The sequence below is a fragment of the Streptomyces venezuelae ATCC 10712 genome (assembly GCF_008639165.1).
In the GTDB taxonomy this organism is placed as follows: Bacteria; Actinomycetota; Actinomycetes; order Streptomycetales; family Streptomycetaceae; genus Streptomyces; species Streptomyces venezuelae.
In genome coordinates this window covers 1,773,094-1,790,324 of sequence record NZ_CP029197.1, presented here as the reverse complement: position 1 = coordinate 1,790,324, position 17,231 = coordinate 1,773,094, and the positions used below count along the sequence as shown (strand labels likewise).

General features: G+C 72.8%; 14 protein-coding genes. 7 read left to right on the top strand and 7 right to left on the bottom strand.

Translation table 11 applies throughout. The features are described from left to right. The first annotated feature begins 65 nt into the window (after positions 1 to 65). The 3 genes from DEJ43_RS07905 to DEJ43_RS07895 all read left to right on the top strand — a co-directional run bounded on the left by DEJ43_RS07905 (position 66) and on the right by DEJ43_RS07895 (position 4,006). Positions 66 to 644: a TerD family protein gene (locus tag DEJ43_RS07905; RefSeq protein WP_015032802.1), complete on the top strand. Its 579-nt coding sequence runs from the start codon at positions 66 to 68 to the stop codon at positions 642 to 644. Between the two features lie 174 nt (positions 645 to 818). Then, complete coding sequence (locus DEJ43_RS07900) at positions 819 to 2,765, top strand: TerD family protein (RefSeq protein ID WP_041663735.1); 1,947 nt, start codon at positions 819 to 821, stop codon at positions 2,763 to 2,765. Positions 2,766 to 2,998: 233 nt separating this feature from the next. Next, positions 2,999 to 4,006 carry a TerC/Alx family metal homeostasis membrane protein gene (locus DEJ43_RS07895; protein WP_015032800.1) on the top strand — a complete coding sequence of 336 codons (1,008 nt, stop codon included), beginning with the start codon at positions 2,999 to 3,001 and terminating at the stop codon, positions 4,004 to 4,006. Positions 4,007 to 4,128: 122 nt separating this feature from the next. Here DEJ43_RS07895 and DEJ43_RS07890 read toward each other — a convergent pair whose 3' ends face one another. The 5 genes from DEJ43_RS07890 to DEJ43_RS07870 form a co-directional block, all read right to left on the bottom strand. Further along, complete coding sequence (locus DEJ43_RS07890; RefSeq protein ID WP_015032799.1) at positions 4,129 to 6,261, bottom strand: hypothetical protein; 2,133 nt, start codon at positions 6,259 to 6,261, stop codon at positions 4,129 to 4,131. Positions 6,262 to 6,344: 83 nt separating this feature from the next. Next, a complete protein-coding gene (locus tag DEJ43_RS38015; protein ID WP_051025849.1) occupies positions 6,345 to 6,713 on the bottom strand; it encodes a hypothetical protein in 369 nt (122 codons plus the stop codon). A 387-nt stretch (positions 6,714 to 7,100) separates the two neighbouring features. Beyond that, positions 7,101 to 8,387, bottom strand: coding sequence for an MFS transporter (locus tag DEJ43_RS07880; protein WP_041662233.1), 1,287 nt, complete (start codon positions 8,385 to 8,387; stop codon positions 7,101 to 7,103). Between the two features lie 152 nt (positions 8,388 to 8,539). After that, on the bottom strand, positions 8,540 to 9,196 hold the full coding sequence (locus DEJ43_RS07875; protein ID WP_071891225.1) for an MBL fold metallo-hydrolase: 657 nt from the start codon (positions 9,194 to 9,196) through the stop codon (positions 8,540 to 8,542). Between the two features lie 21 nt (positions 9,197 to 9,217). Continuing rightward, positions 9,218 to 9,901, bottom strand: coding sequence for a maleylpyruvate isomerase family mycothiol-dependent enzyme (locus DEJ43_RS07870; protein ID WP_015032793.1), 684 nt, complete (start codon positions 9,899 to 9,901; stop codon positions 9,218 to 9,220). Between the two features lie 210 nt (positions 9,902 to 10,111). On the opposite strand from DEJ43_RS07870, the gene uvrA reads away from it, so the two are divergent. Further along, positions 10,112 to 13,204: an excinuclease ABC subunit UvrA gene (uvrA, locus tag DEJ43_RS07865; protein ID WP_015032792.1), complete on the top strand. Its 3,093-nt coding sequence runs from the start codon at positions 10,112 to 10,114 to the stop codon at positions 13,202 to 13,204. 134 nt (positions 13,205 to 13,338) lie between these two features. Next, complete coding sequence (locus DEJ43_RS07860; protein WP_015032791.1) at positions 13,339 to 13,764, top strand: Rieske (2Fe-2S) protein; 426 nt, start codon at positions 13,339 to 13,341, stop codon at positions 13,762 to 13,764. Between the two features lie 76 nt (positions 13,765 to 13,840). On the opposite strand, the gene DEJ43_RS07855 is transcribed toward DEJ43_RS07860, so the two are convergent. Further along, positions 13,841 to 14,770: a hypothetical protein gene (locus tag DEJ43_RS07855; protein ID WP_015032790.1), complete on the bottom strand. Its 930-nt coding sequence runs from the start codon at positions 14,768 to 14,770 to the stop codon at positions 13,841 to 13,843. A gap of 242 nt (positions 14,771 to 15,012) precedes the next feature. Between DEJ43_RS07855 and DEJ43_RS07850 the strand changes: the two genes are divergently transcribed. After that, positions 15,013 to 15,636, top strand: coding sequence for a papain-like cysteine protease family protein (locus DEJ43_RS07850; protein WP_015032789.1), 624 nt, complete (start codon positions 15,013 to 15,015; stop codon positions 15,634 to 15,636). 5 nt (positions 15,637 to 15,641) lie between these two features. Next, positions 15,642 to 16,394 (top strand): hypothetical protein, encoded by a 753-nt coding sequence (locus DEJ43_RS07845; RefSeq protein WP_041663730.1) that lies wholly within the window; start codon positions 15,642 to 15,644, stop codon positions 16,392 to 16,394. Positions 16,395 to 16,468: 74 nt separating this feature from the next. Here DEJ43_RS07845 and DEJ43_RS07840 read toward each other — a convergent pair whose 3' ends face one another. Continuing rightward, positions 16,469 to 17,221 (bottom strand): SDR family NAD(P)-dependent oxidoreductase, encoded by a 753-nt coding sequence (locus DEJ43_RS07840; RefSeq protein ID WP_015032787.1) that lies wholly within the window; start codon positions 17,219 to 17,221, stop codon positions 16,469 to 16,471. Positions 17,222 to 17,231: the final 10 nt, after the last annotated feature.

The following is a 17,231-nucleotide window of genomic DNA, read 5'->3' as shown; positions in this document are numbered from 1 at the left end:
GTGCTGGACAACCGCACGCACCGGGACACCGGACGCGGGGGAACGTCAACGAGAGGGGCAGACGCGTGTCGGTCAACATGACCAAGGGCCAGGCCATCAGCCTGGAGAAGCGGGGCGGGGGCAGCCTCACGCAGGTGCGGATGGGTCTCGGCTGGCAGGCCGCGCCGCGCCGTGGTCTCTTCGGTTCGCGCACCCGGGAGATCGACCTGGACGCCTCGGCCGTCCTGTTCGCCGAGAAGCAGCCGGTCGACGTGGTCTTCTTCCGTCACCTGGTCAGCGACGACGGCTCGGTCAAGCACACCGGTGACAACCTCGTGGGCGGCGCCGGGCAGGGCGGTGACGACGAGGCGATCCTCGTCGACCTGGAGCGCGTCCCGGTCCACATCGACCAGATCGTCTTCACGGTGAACTCGTTCACCGGCCAGACGTTCCAGGAGGTGCAGAACGCGTTCTGCCGGATCGTCGACGAGACGAACGGTCAGGAGCTCGCGCGCTACACCCTCGACGGTGGTGGCAGCTACACCGCGCAGATCATGGCGAAGGTGCACCGGGCCGGCTCCGGCTGGCAGATGACGGCCCTGGGCAACCCGGCCAACGGCCGCACCTTCCAGGACCTGATGCCCGCGATCCTGCCGCACCTGTAGGCGGACCCGCGCGGCACCCACCCACAGCTCCCGGAGGCGGCAGGCCACCGGGAGCTGTCCCGCATGAACCGGGACCGGTTCAGCACCGGGCGGACCGCACACGCTGAGCACACCGAACACGCTGAGAACGCCGAGCACACCGAAGACACCGAGCACGCCGAGGGGACAGAGTCGATGACGGCCGAGCTGGTCCGGGGGCAGAACCACCCCCTGCCCGACACCCGACTGGAGATCCGGGTGTCGGCCGGTCATCCCGTCGTCGCCGGAGCCACCCTCTGCGACGAGCAGGGCCGGGTGCCGGGCGTGGAATGGATCGCCCACCCCGGCGCGCCCTCCCTGCCCGGCGTCGACGTCCCCGGGCAGGCCGCCGCCGACCACCGGCTCACCGTCGACCTGGAGGCCGTCCCTGGCGCCGTCCACCGGGTCTCGGTCCTCCTCGCGCTGCCCGGCGCCCGCCTCGGCGGGGCGGCCCGCTTCGGCGCCGTCGCCGCTCCCTTCGTCGCCGTGTCCGGCTCCGACGGCGCCGAGATCGCCAGCTACACGATCACCGGCCTCGACAGCGAGTCCGCCGTGGTCGCCCTGGAGCTGTACCGGCGCCAGGGCGCCTGGAAGGTCCGCGCCATGGGCCAGGGGTACGAGGGCGGGCTCGCCGCACTCCTCGGCGACCAGGGCCTGGAGCGCCCCGCCGACCTCGCCGCCACCATCCTGGAGGCGGTGGCGCCCGAGCCCGCGCGCCGGCTCCCCGAGGCGGAGCGCGTCCGGCACACCGCACCGGTGACCGCCCAGGACGCGGCCCCGACCGCCGCCCCGGCCGCCGCCCCGCCCACCGTCCCGGACCCGGTCCCGAACGGCGCCCAGGACGCGGCGCCGACCGTCCCGGTCGGTGGCGGCCCGATCGACTACGCCCACCCCCGCCGCCGGACCGAGCCCCCGGCCGCTCCGCCCTCCGCCGCCGCCCCGGCCGCCGAGCAGCCCCGGCAGGGCCCGCCCGCCCCGGTCGCCGGGGACGCCTCCGGCTGGTCCATGGACGAGCGGCTGTACAACCAGGTGTGGGGCATGTTCGAGGACCTGGCCCGTACCACCGCCGCCTACCGCAGCGCTTGTGAGTTCGCGGAGTCCCGGCTCGACCGGGAGCTCGACGAGATGCTCTCGGACTACCGCGTCCGGGGCGGCGGCGCGAACGACGCGGCCCGCGCGGCCGCCCGTGCCCGGCACGACGAGCTGGTGCGGCGGGCCCAGGAGGCCCTCGACCGGGACCTCGCCCAGCTCGTGGCCGAGTCGGAGGTCGTGGAGCCCGCCCTGCCCGCCGCCTACGCCCGCTGGGACAACCCCGTCTGGCACGCCTACCGGGTCCCGGCCGAGGAGCCGATGGCGGTCCGCCTCGGCGACCTCCACCTCCCCGAGCGGACCGATCTGCGGATCCCGATGCTCGTCCGGCTGCCGCTGGAGCGCGGGCTGTGGGTCGACTCCGGCCGGGGCCGCTCGGAGGCGGCCGGTCTGCTCGACGAGGTCGAGCTGCGCCGGCTCGCCCTGGACAGCGCGGTGGCGCACACGGCCCGGCTGCTCGCGGCGCACCCGGCGGGCGGGTTCACGGTGCATGTCGTCGACGCCGCCGGGGCGGGCGCCGCCGCCCTCGCCCCGCTCGTGGAGACGGGTGTCCTCGCGGCCCCGCCGGCCCGGGGCGCGGCCGGTGTCTCGGCGGTGCTGGAGCAGCTCACCGAGCGGGTGGACCTGCTGCAGATGGCGATGCGGGGCGGCGCGGCCGACGCGCTGCCGCCCGGTCTGGACACGGCCCGGCAGCTGCTGCTCGTGCACGACTTCCCGCACGGCTTCGACGACCGGGCGGTCACCCGGCTCCGGTACCTCGCCGACGAGGGCCCGTCGGTCGGCGTCCATCTGCTGATGGTGGCGGACCGGGAGGACGCGGCGGCGTACGGGCCGCTGCTCGATCCGCTGTGGCGCTCGCTGCTGCGCCTCACGCCGGTGCCCGACGACCACCTCGCCGATCCATGGGTCGGTCACGCCTGGTCGTACGAGCCGCCGCTGCTTCCGCCGGGCAGTGCGGTGCTCCGGCAGGTGCTCGCGGAGGTGGCGTCCACTCGCCATGGAAAGCGCCCCTGACCTGCACTTTTGGTGGCCCTTTACCCTCCTCTTTACCTTCTCTTGGTCTTTCGGGTAGAGTTCTTGGTGCGGAGGGGAGTACTCCCCATTGCGCGGCGTACCCGTCAGTACGGAGGGGTCCTCATGGATCCGATCCCGGGGCGCCGGCCCGGCGGCGATCGTCCGTCGCCCGGGTGGAAGAGACCTCCGGCAGCGACGACGCTGATCAGTAGCCGTACGACGCCGGAGGCGCAGTGGACGTTTCAATGACCCTGTGGGTACTGACCATTCTCGGTCTGGGTGCCCTGATCGCGGCCGACTTCTTCATCGGGCGCAAGCCCCATGAGGTGTCGGTCAAGGAAGCCGGAACCTGGACGGTCGTCTGGATCGTCCTGGCGGCGCTCTTCGGCCTCGGCCTGTTGTTCTTCGGCAACAGCCAGGCGTCCGGCGAGTTCTTCGCCGGCTACATCACCGAGAAGTCGCTCAGTGTCGACAACCTCTTCGTCTTCATCCTGATCATGGCGAAGTTCGCGGTCCCCTCGCACCTCCAGCAGCGCGTGCTGCTCGTGGGTGTGGTGATCGCCCTGGTGCTCCGCACGATCTTCATCGCCGCGGGCGCCGCGATCATCGCGAACTTCTCCTGGGTCTTCTACCTCTTCGGCGCGTTCCTGATCTACACCGCCTGGAAGCTCATCCAGGAGGCGCGGGCCGACGAGGACGAGGACGAGTGGGAGGAGAACCGTCTCCTCAAGAGCGTCGAGAAGAAGTTCGGCGTCGCCGACCGGTACCACGGCACCAAGCTGTTCATCCGGAACAACGGCAAGCGGATCATGACCCCGCTGATGGTCGTCATGCTCGCCATCGGCACCACCGACGTCCTCTTCGCCCTCGACTCCATCCCGGCGATCTTCGGCCTCACCCAGGACCCGTACATCGTCTTCACCGCCAACGCCTTCGCCCTCATGGGTCTGCGCCAGCTGTACTTCCTGATCGGCGGCCTGCTCAAGAAGCTGGTCCACCTCAGCTACGGCCTGTCGGTGATCCTCGGCTTCATCGGCGTGAAGCTGGTGCTGCACGCCCTGCACGAGTCCGGGGTGCACGTCCCGGAGATCTCCATCCCGGTCTCGCTCGCCGTCATCGGCGGCGTCCTGATCGTCACCACGATCACCAGCCTCATCGCCTCCAAGCGGCAGGCCGAGCGGGAGGCCGCCGCCGGCGTGACCGACGCCGACGACACAGCCAAGGACAGCATCGGCGCCTGAAGGGCGTGAAAAGAGGCCTGAAGCGCGAAAGCGCCTCACGCGCCTGACATACGGCGACGGCCGGCCAGGGTCTCCCTGGCCGGCCGTCGCCGTCTCCGGAGCCGCCCGCCCCCGCCCGCTCCCTACGCGGGACCCAGATCGGCCACGGTCTCGGGGATCTTCCGCAGGGCCCGCAGGACCTGCAGCACCCGGCTAGCCATGTCCTGCGCCTCCGCCTCCTTCAGCGCGTAGTCCCGCCCCGCCGTCTCGGCGGCCGTGGCCACGTCCTTCACCGCCTCGGCCAGCTCCGTGACCGTCTCGGCGGTTTTCCCGATCTCGCGCTCCAGCACCTCGGTGAGCCGCTTCAGCGCCTGTTCGGGGGTCTCCTCCGGCGCGTCGGCGGGGGCGGCGGGATCGGTGAAGGGGCCGCTCGCGGTCTCCTCCCCGGCCCGGCCGGCCTCACCGGCGGCGCCGGGTTCGCCGCCCTCCTGGCTCCTGCGCTGCCGGTAGGGGCGGGTGCCGGTCTCCTTGGGGAAGGTGCGGTTGAACCAGGCGCGGTGGGCCCGGCCGTCCAGCGCCGTCCCCGTCTCGTCGACCTGCCGCGGGGGCCGGTCGCCCTCGTCCATCGCCGCGGCGAGCTCCCGCAGCAGCCCCACCGCCATCGCCGGACGCTTGCGCATCGCCTCGATGACGTTGGCGACGGTACGGCGCACCCGCTGTGCCTCCCGGCCCTCGTCGTCGGTCCGCTGACCGGAGAGGGAACCCCGGTCCGCGTCGATGATGTCGAACGCGGCGAGCCAGTGCGGGGCCCGGAAGGTGAGCAGCTCCTCGAAGGCCTCGCGGTCCGCCTCAGCCGTCGCGAGCAGCTCCGGCAGACGGCGCCCCAGCAGGGTGATGCCCTTGCGCCCCTGCACCGCCGTGACCACCTCGGCCACCCGGGGGTTCCACGGTTCGGGGTACGACTCCGAGGTCAGCGCCGACCAGGCCCGCACCCGGCGGTTGACGTCCCTGGCGGTCAGCTGGGACGGGGCCGGTTCGCCCAGCGCCGCCCGGATCCGGGTCCGCTTCGCCGTCTGGTCCTGGGTCGGGAACAGCTCCGTCAGCAGCCGCATCGAACGGAGGTCGCGCAGCTCGGAGACGGACGCGCCCGAAGGGGCGTCCGGCAGGTCGGTCACCGGCGCGAGCCCGGCCAGCACGTCGGCCGTGCGGTCGTCGAGGAGCCGCTCGGCGGTGTACGCGCCGAGGACGCCGCGCCCCAGCGCCCGGCCCCGGTCGTTGGGCCCGAACTCCAGCGGCGGGTGCACGTGGTCGCGCCGGTTGCTGCCCTGGGCGATGCGGAAGAGCCGCTCGGGCGCGGAGGAACCGATCACCAGATGCGCTTCCACCGAGGCGATCGCCACGGCTCGGTGCGCCCGGGTGTCCGTCCGCCCCTCCCGTTCCCCCTCGGCGTACTCCTTGTTGAGCACCTCCGAGAGCCGGCCCAGCCAGTAGCTCGGGCTCACGGAGACCCCGGGGCCGTCCTGGCCGAGCTTCTTGAACGGCACGCCGGTGAGCACCTCGGAGGAGGAGACGCCGAACAGCTCCTGGCGGAAGGTGGTGCGGTTGTTGCCCCGTACGGCCATCCAGCCCCAGTACGAGCCGGGGTAGCGCGGCGACCCGTCGGCCTGCTGCGGCGGCTGCTCGCCCAGGCCTATGTGCTGGGCCACGTACATGCACGGCTCGACCTGGCCGTTGAGCGCCAGGTCCTCCAGCAGGTCGTACGGCCGCATGCCCACCCGGTTGGTGAGGGCGCTGGCCGCCTCGTCGACGCTGCTGATCAGCGCCTCACGGGTGACGGCGGTGCTCTCCAGGGCGGTGAAGGTCCGCTCCTGGCCGTCCTCCGTCAGCCGGGTCCACGAGGTGACGCGGGGAAGCGGCCGCCGGCCCTTCGCCGCCCCGGTGCCGGGGTCGGCGAGCGAGCGCCACTCCGAGCTGATGCGCTCGTTGTGCTCCCACACGATGCCGCCGACCCCGTGCATCCGGATGGTGACGAGCAGCATCCGCCCCGCGTCGGTGGTGACCCAGCGGTACCGGTCGGGCCTGAGCCGCCGGACGCCGTCGGGTTCCTCGTCCGGGCCCGTCAGATCGTCCTTCGGGCGGACCACGAACGGCGCGATGTTCTCCAGGGCCGCGCGTGGCGCGGTGACGTCCCTGGTCGCGAGCACGGCCGCCACCCACCGCTCCTGCCACTCACGGGTGGGCGGGGACGGGAAGGGGCCCGAGGGCGACATCGACATGGCGGCTGCTCCACTCTGCGGGGTGCGCGGGTACGGCAGGGCCCGGTGCCGGACGAGGCGGGGCGCCCGGCACCGGGCCGGGACTACTTGACGAGGACGGTGAGGACGGCGCCGGCGGCTGCGATCCCGGCGGCCGCCACGGTGGCCACCAGCATGGCCGCGGGGATCGGCCAGCGCCGGTTCTCCAGGGCCCTGATGCGGTTCTCATGGTCCTGGACCCGCTCGTACGTCCCCTGGATGCCGTCCAGCTTCGAGGAGACGGCGGTGACCGACTCCCGGAGCGAGCGGAGCTCGGCGAACATCTCGGGCCCGAGGACGGCCGGCGGGGGCCAGGGGGAGGCGCCGAAGGCCGCCGGGTGGACGATCGGGGGGACGGCGGGATACCCGTGGGCCGTGTAGCGCTGCGGGTCCGCGGCCGTCGGCGCGGGGTGGTGGTCGGGAGTGGACGTCATGGGGTTCCTCGGTGCGATGCGCTCGCCTGTCAGGCCGGTGTCCACCGGCTCGCCTCCGAGGCCTGTCGGCCGTCGGGGAGGGGCGGAAGTCCGCTCGCGTGCACCGTCCGTCGCCACCCGCGGCCCGCTGCCGTCTGGTCGACGGAATAGCCGGACACAGGCCGCCTCTCCTCCCCGCGCCCCCGCCATCTCGGTGCTCGGCCGCGCGACGGCGGAGCACAGGTGAGACCTGACCGTGCAGGGATTCCTGTACAGGCCGCGGGAGTTCGGCTCGGCACGAGGCGCGCTCCGCGACCATGACTACACCCTCGGGCCGCGCGCGGGAGACGGAACGGGGGAAACTCCCCCCGGAGAGGGGGAGTTCAGGACAGGGAGGGACGGTTCAGGTCAGACGGCGGCCGGTTCGGGGGCCGTCTCCTCGGAGCGCTCGGGCAGTGTCTCCGGGAGGAGCGCGAAGCAGCCCAGGCTGACGAGCGCGACCACCGTCAGATAGGCGGCCACGCCCCACGGCGGCCCGGAGCCCCCGTCGGACAGCGCGGTGGCGACCAGCGGGGTGAGGGCGCCGCCGAGGACCCCGGCGAGGTTGTAGCCCACGGCGGCGCCGGTGCAGCGCACCCGCGGCTCGTACAGCTCCGGCAGGTACGCGGCGACCACCGCGAACATGGTGATGAAGGCGAGCAGCGCGCCCAGGAAGCCGAGGAACATCAGCGGCGGACGTGCCGTGTGCAGCAGCGCCACCATCGGGAACATCCAGAGCGCGGAGGCCGCGCACCCCGCCAGGCAGAGCGGCCGGCGGCCCCAGCGGTCGGCGAGGACCGCCACGAACGGCGTGGCCGCGCCCTTGACCGCCACCGCCGCCATCACACAGGTCAGCATCACGGTGCTGCTCACCCCGAGCCGCTCGGTGCCGTAGGCCAGCGCCCAGGTGGAGACCGTGTAGAACACCGCGTACCCGACGGCGAGCGCCCCGGCGGTCAGCAGCACGAGCCGCCAGTGGTCACGGGCCACCTCGGCCAGCGGGGCGCCCGCCCGCTTCCCCGACGCGGACAGCTCCTCGAACTGCGGGGTCTCCGCGAGGGAGGAGCGCAGCAGCAGCCCGGCGGCCGCGAGCAGGCCCGCCGCCCAGAACGGCACCCGCCAGCCCCAGGAGCGGAACTCGGCGTCGCTCAGGCCGGCCGAGAGCGCCAGCATCACCCCGTTCGCCAGGAGGAAGCCGATCGCCGGGCCGATCTGCGGGAAGCTCGACCACAGCGCACGGCGGTGCGCGGGGGCGTGCTCGGCGGTGAGCAGCACGGCTCCGCCCCACTCGCCGCCGAGCCCCAGGCCCTGGAGGAAGCGGAGCACGAGCAGCAGCACGGGCGCGGCGATGCCGAGCGTCGCGTACGTGGGGACGCAGCCGACCGCGACCGTGGCGCAGCCGGTCAGGAGCAGGGAGGCGAAGAGGACGGGGCGCCGGCCGTACCGGTCGCCGACGTGGCCGAAGAGGATCGAGCCGAGCGGCCGGGACAGGAAGCCGACGGCGAAGGTGCCGAAGGCGGCGAGGGTCCCGGCGAGCGGGGAGAAGGTCGGGAAGAAGAGCGGCCCCAGGACGAGGGCGGCGGCGGTCCCGTAGACGAAGAAGTCGAAGAACTCGATGGCGGTGCCGACGAGCGAGGCGGCGGCGAGCCGCCCCATCGACGGCGGGGGGACCGGGACGGGTGGCGACGGAGCGTTACTCGGGCTCATGTGGCGCCAACTACCCCGCCGCCGTCCGGGTTACGGGGGCGTGCGGAAGCGCGCGGCTGGTCAGCCGCGCGCTGTCGGTCCCGGCGGCCTCGGCCGACGCGCTACCAGCCGCGCTCGCGCCACACCGGGAGCGACGGCCGCTCGTCACCGAGCGTGGTGTCCTTGCCGTGGCCCGGGTAGATCCACGACTCGTCCGGGAGGACGGCGAACAGCTTGGTCTCCACGTCGTGGATCAGGCTCGCGAAGGCCTCCGCGTCCTTCCACGTGTTGCCGACGCCGCCGGGGAAGAGGCAGTCGCCGGTGAAGACGTGCGGGTGGCCGTGCGGGTCGTCGTAGACCAGCGTGATCGAACCCGGGGTGTGCCCGACCATCCGGCGCGCGGTCAGCTCGACCCGGCCGACCCGGATGGTGTCGCCGTCCTCGACGGGGACGTCGGTCGCGACCGGGATGCCCTCCGCGTCGTACGCGCCCGCGTAGGTCACGGCACCGGTCGCGGCGACCACCTCGGCGAGCGCCTGCCAGTGGTCGCCGTGCCGGTGGGTGGTGACGACGGCCTTGATGCCGTCGTCACCGATCAGCGTGAGGAGGGTGTCCGCGTCGTTCGCCGCGTCGATCAGCAGCTGCTCGCCGGTGGCCCGGCAGCGCAGCAGGTACGCGTTGTTGTCCATCGGGCCGACCGCGACCTTCGAGATCATCAGGTCCGTCAGCTCGTGCACGTCCGCCGGTCCGCCGACCTTCACCACTCCGCTGTACGTCATGCGCTCAGCCTAAGGCTTGGGCTACAGCGGCGGGAGCTCCGGCAGGGGGCCGCCCTCGGTCTTCAGGGCCGAGCCGTCGCGGCGGCCGGCGAGCCAGCCGAGCACCTCGGCGTCCGGTCCCGTGACGACGACGCCGCCGAGGCCGCCGCCGGTCGTCCGGTCGGGTCCGCCGGCGGTCCGCAGGACGGTCGCCGGGACGCTCTCCAGGCCCTTGAAGCGCTCGGCCAGGAAGTCGATCTCGCGCTGCACGAACTCCTCGGGCAGGTCCTCCAGCTCGTAGCCGACGCCCAGGTCGACGTGGTGCAGGGCGACCTCCACCCAGCGGCGGAAGGGGATGCGGGAGGCGCTGTCCAGGACGCCGTTGCGGAGCTCGACCGTCCGGCTCCAGTCGGCGGGCTCGGCGCCCACGGCCCGGAAGCGGTCGGCGCTCGCGCGCAGGTCGGCGAGGTGGACGTCGAGCGGGCGGCCGGAGTCGCGCTCGATGTCGGCGTCGCGGGTGGCGGCGTCGGGGTACATGGGGCGGCCCTGGAGGACGTTCACCAGGGCGTCGGCGTTACGGGCGACGTGGGCGAGCACATGGCCGCGGGTCCAGCCGGGCAGCCGTGACGGCTCGGCCGCCGCCGCGTTGTCCAGAGAGGCCGCCGCGTCCAGCAGCCGTTCGGTCGCTTCGTGGACGTGAGCAAGGTCGCGTTCGTGGTCGATCATGGCGCCGACCCTAGTGCCGACGGGGGTGCCGCCACTCGTTCGGGTGAAGAGGTCTTCGGAAGTCCGGAAATCGAATGTGCGTGCTATAAGCTCGAGGGAAGCATCCGGCATCCTTGAAGCGTTGGGTGTTTCAGGCCCAGCAGCTTCTGCGGCATCCCTCCGCGGCATCCGTCTGCGGCATCCGCTCTCTGAAGAAAGGTGCGGACCGGCGTGACCGACCGTCTCATCGTCCGTGGCGCTCGTGAGCACAACCTCAAGAACGTCTCGCTCGACCTCCCGCGTGACTCCCTGATCGTCTTCACCGGGCTCTCGGGGTCGGGCAAGTCCTCCCTCGCGTTCGACACGATCTTCGCCGAGGGGCAGCGCCGCTACGTCGAGTCGCTCTCCTCGTACGCCCGGCAGTTCCTCGGCCAGATGGACAAGCCGGACGTCGATTTCATCGAAGGTCTGTCGCCCGCGGTCTCCATCGACCAGAAGTCGACCTCGCGCAACCCGCGCTCGACGGTCGGCACCATCACCGAGGTCTACGACTACCTCCGTCTGCTCTTCGCCCGCATCGGCAAGCCGCACTGTCCCGAGTGCCACCGGCCGATCTCCCGCCAGTCGCCCCAGGCCATCGTCGACAAGGTCCTGGAGCTCCCCGAGGGCAGCCGCTTCCAGTTGCTGTCCCCGCTCGTGCGCGAGCGCAAGGGCGAGTTCGTCGACCTCTTCGCCGACCTCCAGACCAAGGGCTACAGCCGCGCCCGCGTCGACGGCGTGACCGTACAGCTGAGCGAACCGCCGACGCTGAAGAAGCAGGAGAAGCACACGATCGAGGTAGTCGTCGACCGCCTCACCGTGAAGGACAGCGCCAAGCGGCGGCTCACCGACTCGGTCGAGACCGCCCTCGGGCTCTCCGGCGGCATGGTCGTGCTCGACTTCGTCGACCTCGCCGAGGACGACCCCGAGCGCGAGCGGATGTACTCGGAGCACCTCTACTGCCCGTACGACGACCTGTCCTTCGAGGAGCTGGAGCCCCGCTCCTTCTCCTTCAACTCGCCCTTCGGCGCCTGCCCCGACTGCACCGGCATCGGCACGCGCATGGAGGTCGACCCGGAGCTGATCGTCCCCGACGAGGACAAGTCCCTCGACGAGGGCGCCATCCACCCCTGGTCGCACGGCCACACCAAGGAGTACTTCGGCCGGCTCATCGGCGGTCTCTCCCAGGCCCTCGGCTTCCGTACGGACCTGCCGTACGCGGCGCTCCCGCAGCGGGCCAAGAAGGCCCTGATGTACGGCCACAAGACCCAGGTCGAGGTCCGCTACCGCAACCGGTACGGGCGGGAGCGGGCCTACACCACCCCGGCCTTCGAGGGCGCCGTCTCCTTCGTGAAGCGGCGGCACACCGAGGCCGAGAGCGACTCCAGCCGCGAGCGCTTCGAGGGCTACATGCGCGAGGTGCCGTGTCCCACCTGCGAGGGCACCCGCCTCAAGCCGATCGTCCTCGCGGTCACGGTCATGGAGAAGTCCATCGCCGAGGTCTCCGCCATGTCGATCAGCGACTGCGCCGAGTTCCTGTCCCGCCTCACGCTGAACGCCCGGGACAAGCAGATCGCCGAGCGGGTCCTCAAGGAGGTCAACGAGCGACTGCGCTTCCTCGTCGACGTCGGCCTCGACTACCTCTCGCTCAACCGCGCCGCCGGCACCCTCTCCGGCGGCGAGGCCCAGCGCATCCGGCTGGCCACCCAGATCGGCTCCGGCCTGGTCGGCGTCCTGTACGTGCTCGACGAGCCGTCCATCGGACTCCACCAGCGCGACAACCACCGGCTCATCGAGACCCTCGTACGGCTCCGGGACATGGGCAACACGCTCATCGTCGTCGAGCACGACGAGGACACCATCAAGGTCGCCGACTGGGTCGTCGACATCGGCCCCGGCGCCGGTGAGCACGGCGGCAAGGTCGTCCACTCCGGCACCTTGAAGGAGCTCCTGGCCAACGAGGAGTCGATGACCGGGCAGTACCTGTCCGGCCGCCGGGCGATCCCCACCCCGGACATCCGCCGCCCGGTGGACCCCGGGCGCCGGCTCACCGTGCACGGAGCCCGCGAGAACAACCTGCGGGACATCGACGTGTCCTTCCCGCTGGGCGTCCTCACCGCCGTCACCGGCGTCTCCGGCTCCGGAAAGTCGACCCTGGTCAACGACATCCTCTACACCCACCTGGCGCGCGAGCTGAACGGCGCCAAGTCGGTGCCCGGGCGGCACACCCGCGTGGACGGGGACGACCTGGTCGACAAGGTCGTGCACGTCGACCAGTCGCCCATCGGCCGCACCCCGCGGTCGAACCCGGCGACCTACACCGGCGTCTTCGACCACGTCCGCAAGCTCTTCGCCGAGACGATGGAGGCCAAGGTCCGGGGCTACCTGCCCGGCCGGTTCTCCTTCAACGTCAAGGGCGGCCGCTGTGAGAACTGCTCCGGCGACGGCACGATCAAGATCGAGATGAACTTCCTCCCGGACGTCTACGTCCCGTGCGAGGTCTGCCACGGCGACCGGTACAACCGGGAGACCCTGGAGGTCCACTACAAGGGCAAGTCCATCGCCGAAGTCCTGAACATGCCGATCGAGGAGGCCCTCGACTTCTTCGAGGCCGTCCCGACCATCGCGCGCCACCTGCGCACGCTCAACGAGGTCGGCCTCGGATACGTCCGGCTCGGCCAGTCCGCTCCGACGCTCTCCGGCGGTGAGGCGCAGCGCGTGAAGCTCGCCTCCGAGCTCCAGAAGCGCTCCACGGGCCGCACGGTCTACGTCCTGGACGAGCCGACCACCGGTCTCCACTTCGAGGACATCTCGAAGCTGATCAAGGTCCTGTCCGGTCTCGTCGACAAGGGCAACTCGGTGATCGTCATCGAGCACAACCTCGATGTCATCAAGACCGCCGACTGGCTCATCGACATGGGCCCCGAGGGCGGCAGCGGCGGCGGCCTGGTCGTCGCCGAGGGCACGCCCGAGGAGGTCGCGGCGGTCTCCACCAGCCACACCGGCAAGTTCCTCCGCGAGATCCTCGGCGCCGACCGGGTCAGCGACGCGGTGGTGCCGGCGGCGCGCGGGACCAAGCGGACGGCGGCGAAGAAGGCCCCGGCCAAGGCGACCGCCAAGACCGCGGCGACGAAGACCGCCGCTCCCGCCAAGAAGACGGCGGCGAAGAAGACGGCGGCCAAGGCGACGGCGACGAGGACGACCGCCGCCAAGGCGACGGCGACGAAGTCGACCGCCACCAAGGCCGCCGCGAAGAAGGCGACGACGCGGGCCCGCAAGGCCTGACGTTCCCGGCAGGGCCCCTCCCCGGGGGCCCTGCCCCGTCCCCGGCCCACCCCGGGCCCGGCCGTCGGCGCCGGACGGCGCGCCGGTATCGTCGGTTCGGTCACGCCTTGCACCGATCCACCCGTGGAGCGCCCATGTCCGGCCAGTCCAGCCGCCGCACCGTACTGAAGGGCGCCGCTCTCGCCGGTGCCGCCGGGCTGGGAGTCGCCGCCTGCTCCACCGAGTCCAAGCTCGGCCACGCCGAGGTGCCGACCCCGACCGCCCCGGTCCCGCTCGGCGCCCCCGACGAGATCCCCGTCGGCGGGTCCAAGCTCTACCGCGAGCAGCGGCTCGTGGTGAGCTGCCCGGCAAAGGGCCAGTACAAGGCGTTCAGCGCCCAGTGCACCCACGCCGGCTGCGTCCTCGACAAGGTCGAGGACAACGAGGGCAACTGCCCCTGCCACGGCAGCCGCTTCGACGTCACCACCGGCAAGGCGCTCCGCGGCCCGGCCACCGTCCCGCTCCCCGAGGTCCCCGTCCGCGTCGAGGACGGCAAGCTGATCGCGGGCCCCAAGGCCTGAGGGCCCCGGGACCCTAGGCGTCGCCGCCTGCGCCGCGAGGCGGCCGCCCGCCGTCAGGACCCGGGGCGCCGCCGGCTCACGTCCAGTCCCAGTCGATCCCCAGGATCCCCGGGCGTACGCCCTGCTCCACCAGGTGCACCGTGCGGTGCCGGCCGCTCAGGGTCAGCTCCGCGCGGCCGCCGCGCGGCGCGCCCGCAGAGGCCTGCGCGAACCTCCGGCACCGCACCGGCAGCGCCGCCTCGTCGAACCGCACCTGCAGGACGTACTGCCCGCCCGCGAAGCTGAACCCGCGCACGTACTCCCCGCTCGGTCCCGCCGTACCGTCCTCGAAGCCGTACGAGAAGAGGTACGTGTCCCCGGCGCGCAGCCGCACGTCGAAGATCAGCTCCGCGATCAGCACCCCCGTCCCCGCGTGCCAGCGCACCCGCCCCGTCCGGCAGTTCTCCACCGCCCGCACCGCGACCCGGGACGGATCGCAGCCCGGGTCCCCGTGGTGGATGGCCAGATAGCGGTCCACGCCGTCCCGGTGCGCCCGCACCACGTGCTGCGACTCCCGCCCCACCAGCTCCCGCGCCGCCCCGATCCGCACCCGCTCGTGGTGGCCCACCGTGTGCAGGCCGCCGTCCGCCGGGGACTCGAGCTCCGCGAGCAGCTCCTCGACCGAGCCGGACGCCTCGACGAGCGAGCGGTACGAGCGGGCCGCCGGGCGCTCCACCTCCTGGCGCGCGGCCGAGTCCTCCGTGAGCAGCCGGAGGAGTGAGTTCCCCGGCAGCTGGAGCACCTCCTCCAGGGCCCGGACCGCCTTCAGCGACTCCGGCCGCTGCGGCCGCCGGGCCCCCTGCTGCCAGTAGCTCAGACTCGTCACCCCGACCTTGATCCCCCGGTGCGCGAGGTGGTGCTGGACCCGCTGGAGCGGAAGCCCGCGCACCGCCAGCGCGGTGCGCAGCGCCAGATGGAACGGGCCGGTGTGCAGCAGCTGCACCAGATCGGCCTCGGTGTGGCTCACGAGGGCTCCTCAGTGAACGTTCACGACGGGGGAGCGGGCCGTGGTGCCGCGCGGGGCGGGCGGGCAGGTGGGCCGAGGGTGTCCGTTCACACCCGGGTCACACCGTTCACAGTCCGATGTCACCCCGCATTGAAGCGTGTTGACCGGATCCGGACAACGGCAGATGCTCCTGACCAGCGTCCGGACGCGCTCCTCCACCCCACCCCCACATCCCCACACCCCCCGCTCCAGGGAGGAACGCGATGCGCAGAAGAATGCTGAACCTCGCGGCACTCGCCGCTGCCGCCCTCTTCCTCGTCCCGACGACCTCGGCATCCGCCGCCCCCGCCGTCCCCGCGGCCCCCGTCGTCCCGGCCGCCTCCGGTACCGGGGACGCCGCCGTCCTCGGCGCCAAGCGGCTGAACATCACCATGCAGGCCCAGCAGAAGAACAACTGGTGCTGGGCGGCCGGCGGCAACACCATCGCCACCTGGTTCGGCCGCACCTACAGCCAGAACCAGTTCTGCAACGCCGCCTTCGGGCGCCAGCAGGGCTACGACTGCCCCAACTGGCAGGCCACCCTCGGCAACGTCCAGACCGGCCTCGACTGGGCCGGCATCAACCCCGGCTCGTACGTGACCGGCTGGCTGCGCTACTCCACGGTCCAGACCGAGATCAACGCCGACCGGCCCGTCGAGACCCGCATCCAGTGGTCGAGCGGCGGCGGCCACATGCACGTGATCTACGGGTACGACGACGCCGAGAGCTGGGTCTACTGGGGCGACCCCTGGCCCTCCAGCAACCGCTACAACTGGGCCTCGCACGCCTGGTACGTCGACAACGGCTCCTTCTCCTGGACCCACTCGCTCTACCGGATCGGGGCGTGACGACGATGAACGCACGAGCCACCGGCGCCGGGCTCCTCGCCACCGCCGCCCTCGTCCTCCTCGGAGCGCTCCCGGCGGACGCCGCCGAAGCGCCGCCGGCCCCGACCCCCGAACAGGCCGCGTCCGCCCCCGCCACCCTGTCCACGCTGGCCCGGTTCTTCGCCCGGGACGGGGGCGCCGCCGCCCGCTCGGCGGGCGCGCCGCGCGTCGAGGGCGGGTCGGTGCCGGTACGGATCCTCTCCCCGGACTTCGTCGCGGGGAAGCCGGGGGCGCCCGTCGCCCGGGTCGAGTTCCGGGCCAGCCGGGCGGTGTCCGCCGACGGCCGGAAGGCCTCGCTGTGGACGGTCCGGCGGGCCGGCGGCTGGCAGGTGGTCAACATCGCCACCGGGGACGACGAGATCCGCTACGCGGAGATGGGCGGCGACGGCCTCGTGTTCCGGGAGCCGCAGATCGACGCGTGGTACGTCCAGAAGGGGGCGAAGGTACTGCCGCTGGACGAGGACGCGGTCCGGGCGGTGGGGCGGAACGGGACGAGCCTGTCGTCGTACCGGGAGCGGGTGTCCCGCGCGTACGGGGACAAGCTGCCGGGCTCGGCGTACGCGCGGAAGGGCGCGGCGGGCGGGTACGGCGCGCCCGGGCAGACGGCCGAGTCCACGCCGCCGACGGTCACGGTGGTGTCGGCGACGGCGGGGGCGGGAGCGGTCCTGGCCCTCGGCCTGCTGGGCGCCCGGGCCGTCCGCCGCCGCCGGCAAGGCTGACCGCCCGTCCCCCCGGACCCCGTCCGGGGGGACCCCCAGGGCGTCCCCGACGGGCGCCGGACCCGGCCCGGGTGTCAGCGGGCCAGGTAGCCGCCGTCCACCGGCAGGATCGCGCCCGTGACGAAGGACGCCTCGTCCGACGCCAGGAAGAGGATCGCCGCCGCCACCTCCTCCGGGCTTCCGAAGCGCCCCATCGGGTGGGCCCGGAGGACCTCCTCCAGGTACTCCGGGCCGCCCGGCTCCACCCGCGCCGCCACCACCCGTTCCGTCTCGATCGTGCCCGGGGCCACCGCGTTCACCCGGATCCCGTGCTCCGCCCACTCCACCGCGAGGTGCTTGGTCAGGCCGGTGGCCACGAACTTGGCGGGGCCGTAGACGGCCTGCCGGGCCTGCCCGGCGACGCCCGAGATCGACGACGTGCAGACGATGGACCCGCCGCCCGAGACGAGCATCGCCTCGATCGCGTACTTGCAGGTCAGGAACATGCCGCGGCCGTCCACCGCCATCACCCGGTCAAAGTCCCGGCCCTCCGCCTCCGTGACGGACAGGAGCGGGATCACGCCCGCGTTCGCCACCAGGACGTCCAGCCATCCGAAGCGGTCCACCGCCGTGGCGATCATGCGCCGGGCGTCCTCCTCCCGGGAGACGTCGCCGACGACCGGGACCACCCCCTCCAGCGTCGCGAGTCGCTCCTCGTCGAGGTCGGCGGCGATCACGTGCGCCCCCTCCCAGAGGAAGCGCTCCGCCGTCGCCCGCCCGATTCCGCTCGCCGCGCCGGTGATCACGCACACCCGGTCCGCGAGCCGTCCCGCCACCTGATTCGCCATGCTTCGCCAA

What these genes read in the sequence shown, in the direction of transcription:
- DEJ43_RS07840 (WP_015032787.1), bottom strand. Translation starts at nt 17,221, where the DNA reads ATGGCGAATCAGGTGGCGGGACGGCTCGCGGACCGGGTGTGCGTGATC.
- DEJ43_RS38015 (WP_051025849.1), bottom strand. Translation starts at nt 6,713, where the DNA reads ATGACGTCCACTCCCGACCACCACCCCGCGCCGACGGCCGCGGACCCG.
- DEJ43_RS07890 (WP_015032799.1), bottom strand. Translation starts at nt 6,261, where the DNA reads ATGTCGATGTCGCCCTCGGGCCCCTTCCCGTCCCCGCCCACCCGTGAG.
- DEJ43_RS07845 (WP_041663730.1), top strand. Translation starts at nt 15,642, where the DNA reads ATGAACGCACGAGCCACCGGCGCCGGGCTCCTCGCCACCGCCGCCCTC.
- DEJ43_RS07900 (WP_041663735.1), top strand. Translation starts at nt 819, where the DNA reads ATGACGGCCGAGCTGGTCCGGGGGCAGAACCACCCCCTGCCCGACACC.
- DEJ43_RS07850 (WP_015032789.1), top strand. Translation starts at nt 15,013, where the DNA reads ATGCGCAGAAGAATGCTGAACCTCGCGGCACTCGCCGCTGCCGCCCTC.
- DEJ43_RS07870 (WP_015032793.1), bottom strand. Translation starts at nt 9,901, where the DNA reads ATGATCGACCACGAACGCGACCTTGCTCACGTCCACGAAGCGACCGAA.
- DEJ43_RS07875 (WP_071891225.1), bottom strand. Translation starts at nt 9,196, where the DNA reads ATGACGTACAGCGGAGTGGTGAAGGTCGGCGGACCGGCGGACGTGCAC.
- DEJ43_RS07880 (WP_041662233.1), bottom strand. Translation starts at nt 8,387, where the DNA reads ATGGGGCGGCTCGCCGCCGCCTCGCTCGTCGGCACCGCCATCGAGTTC.
- DEJ43_RS07860 (WP_015032791.1), top strand. Translation starts at nt 13,339, where the DNA reads ATGTCCGGCCAGTCCAGCCGCCGCACCGTACTGAAGGGCGCCGCTCTC.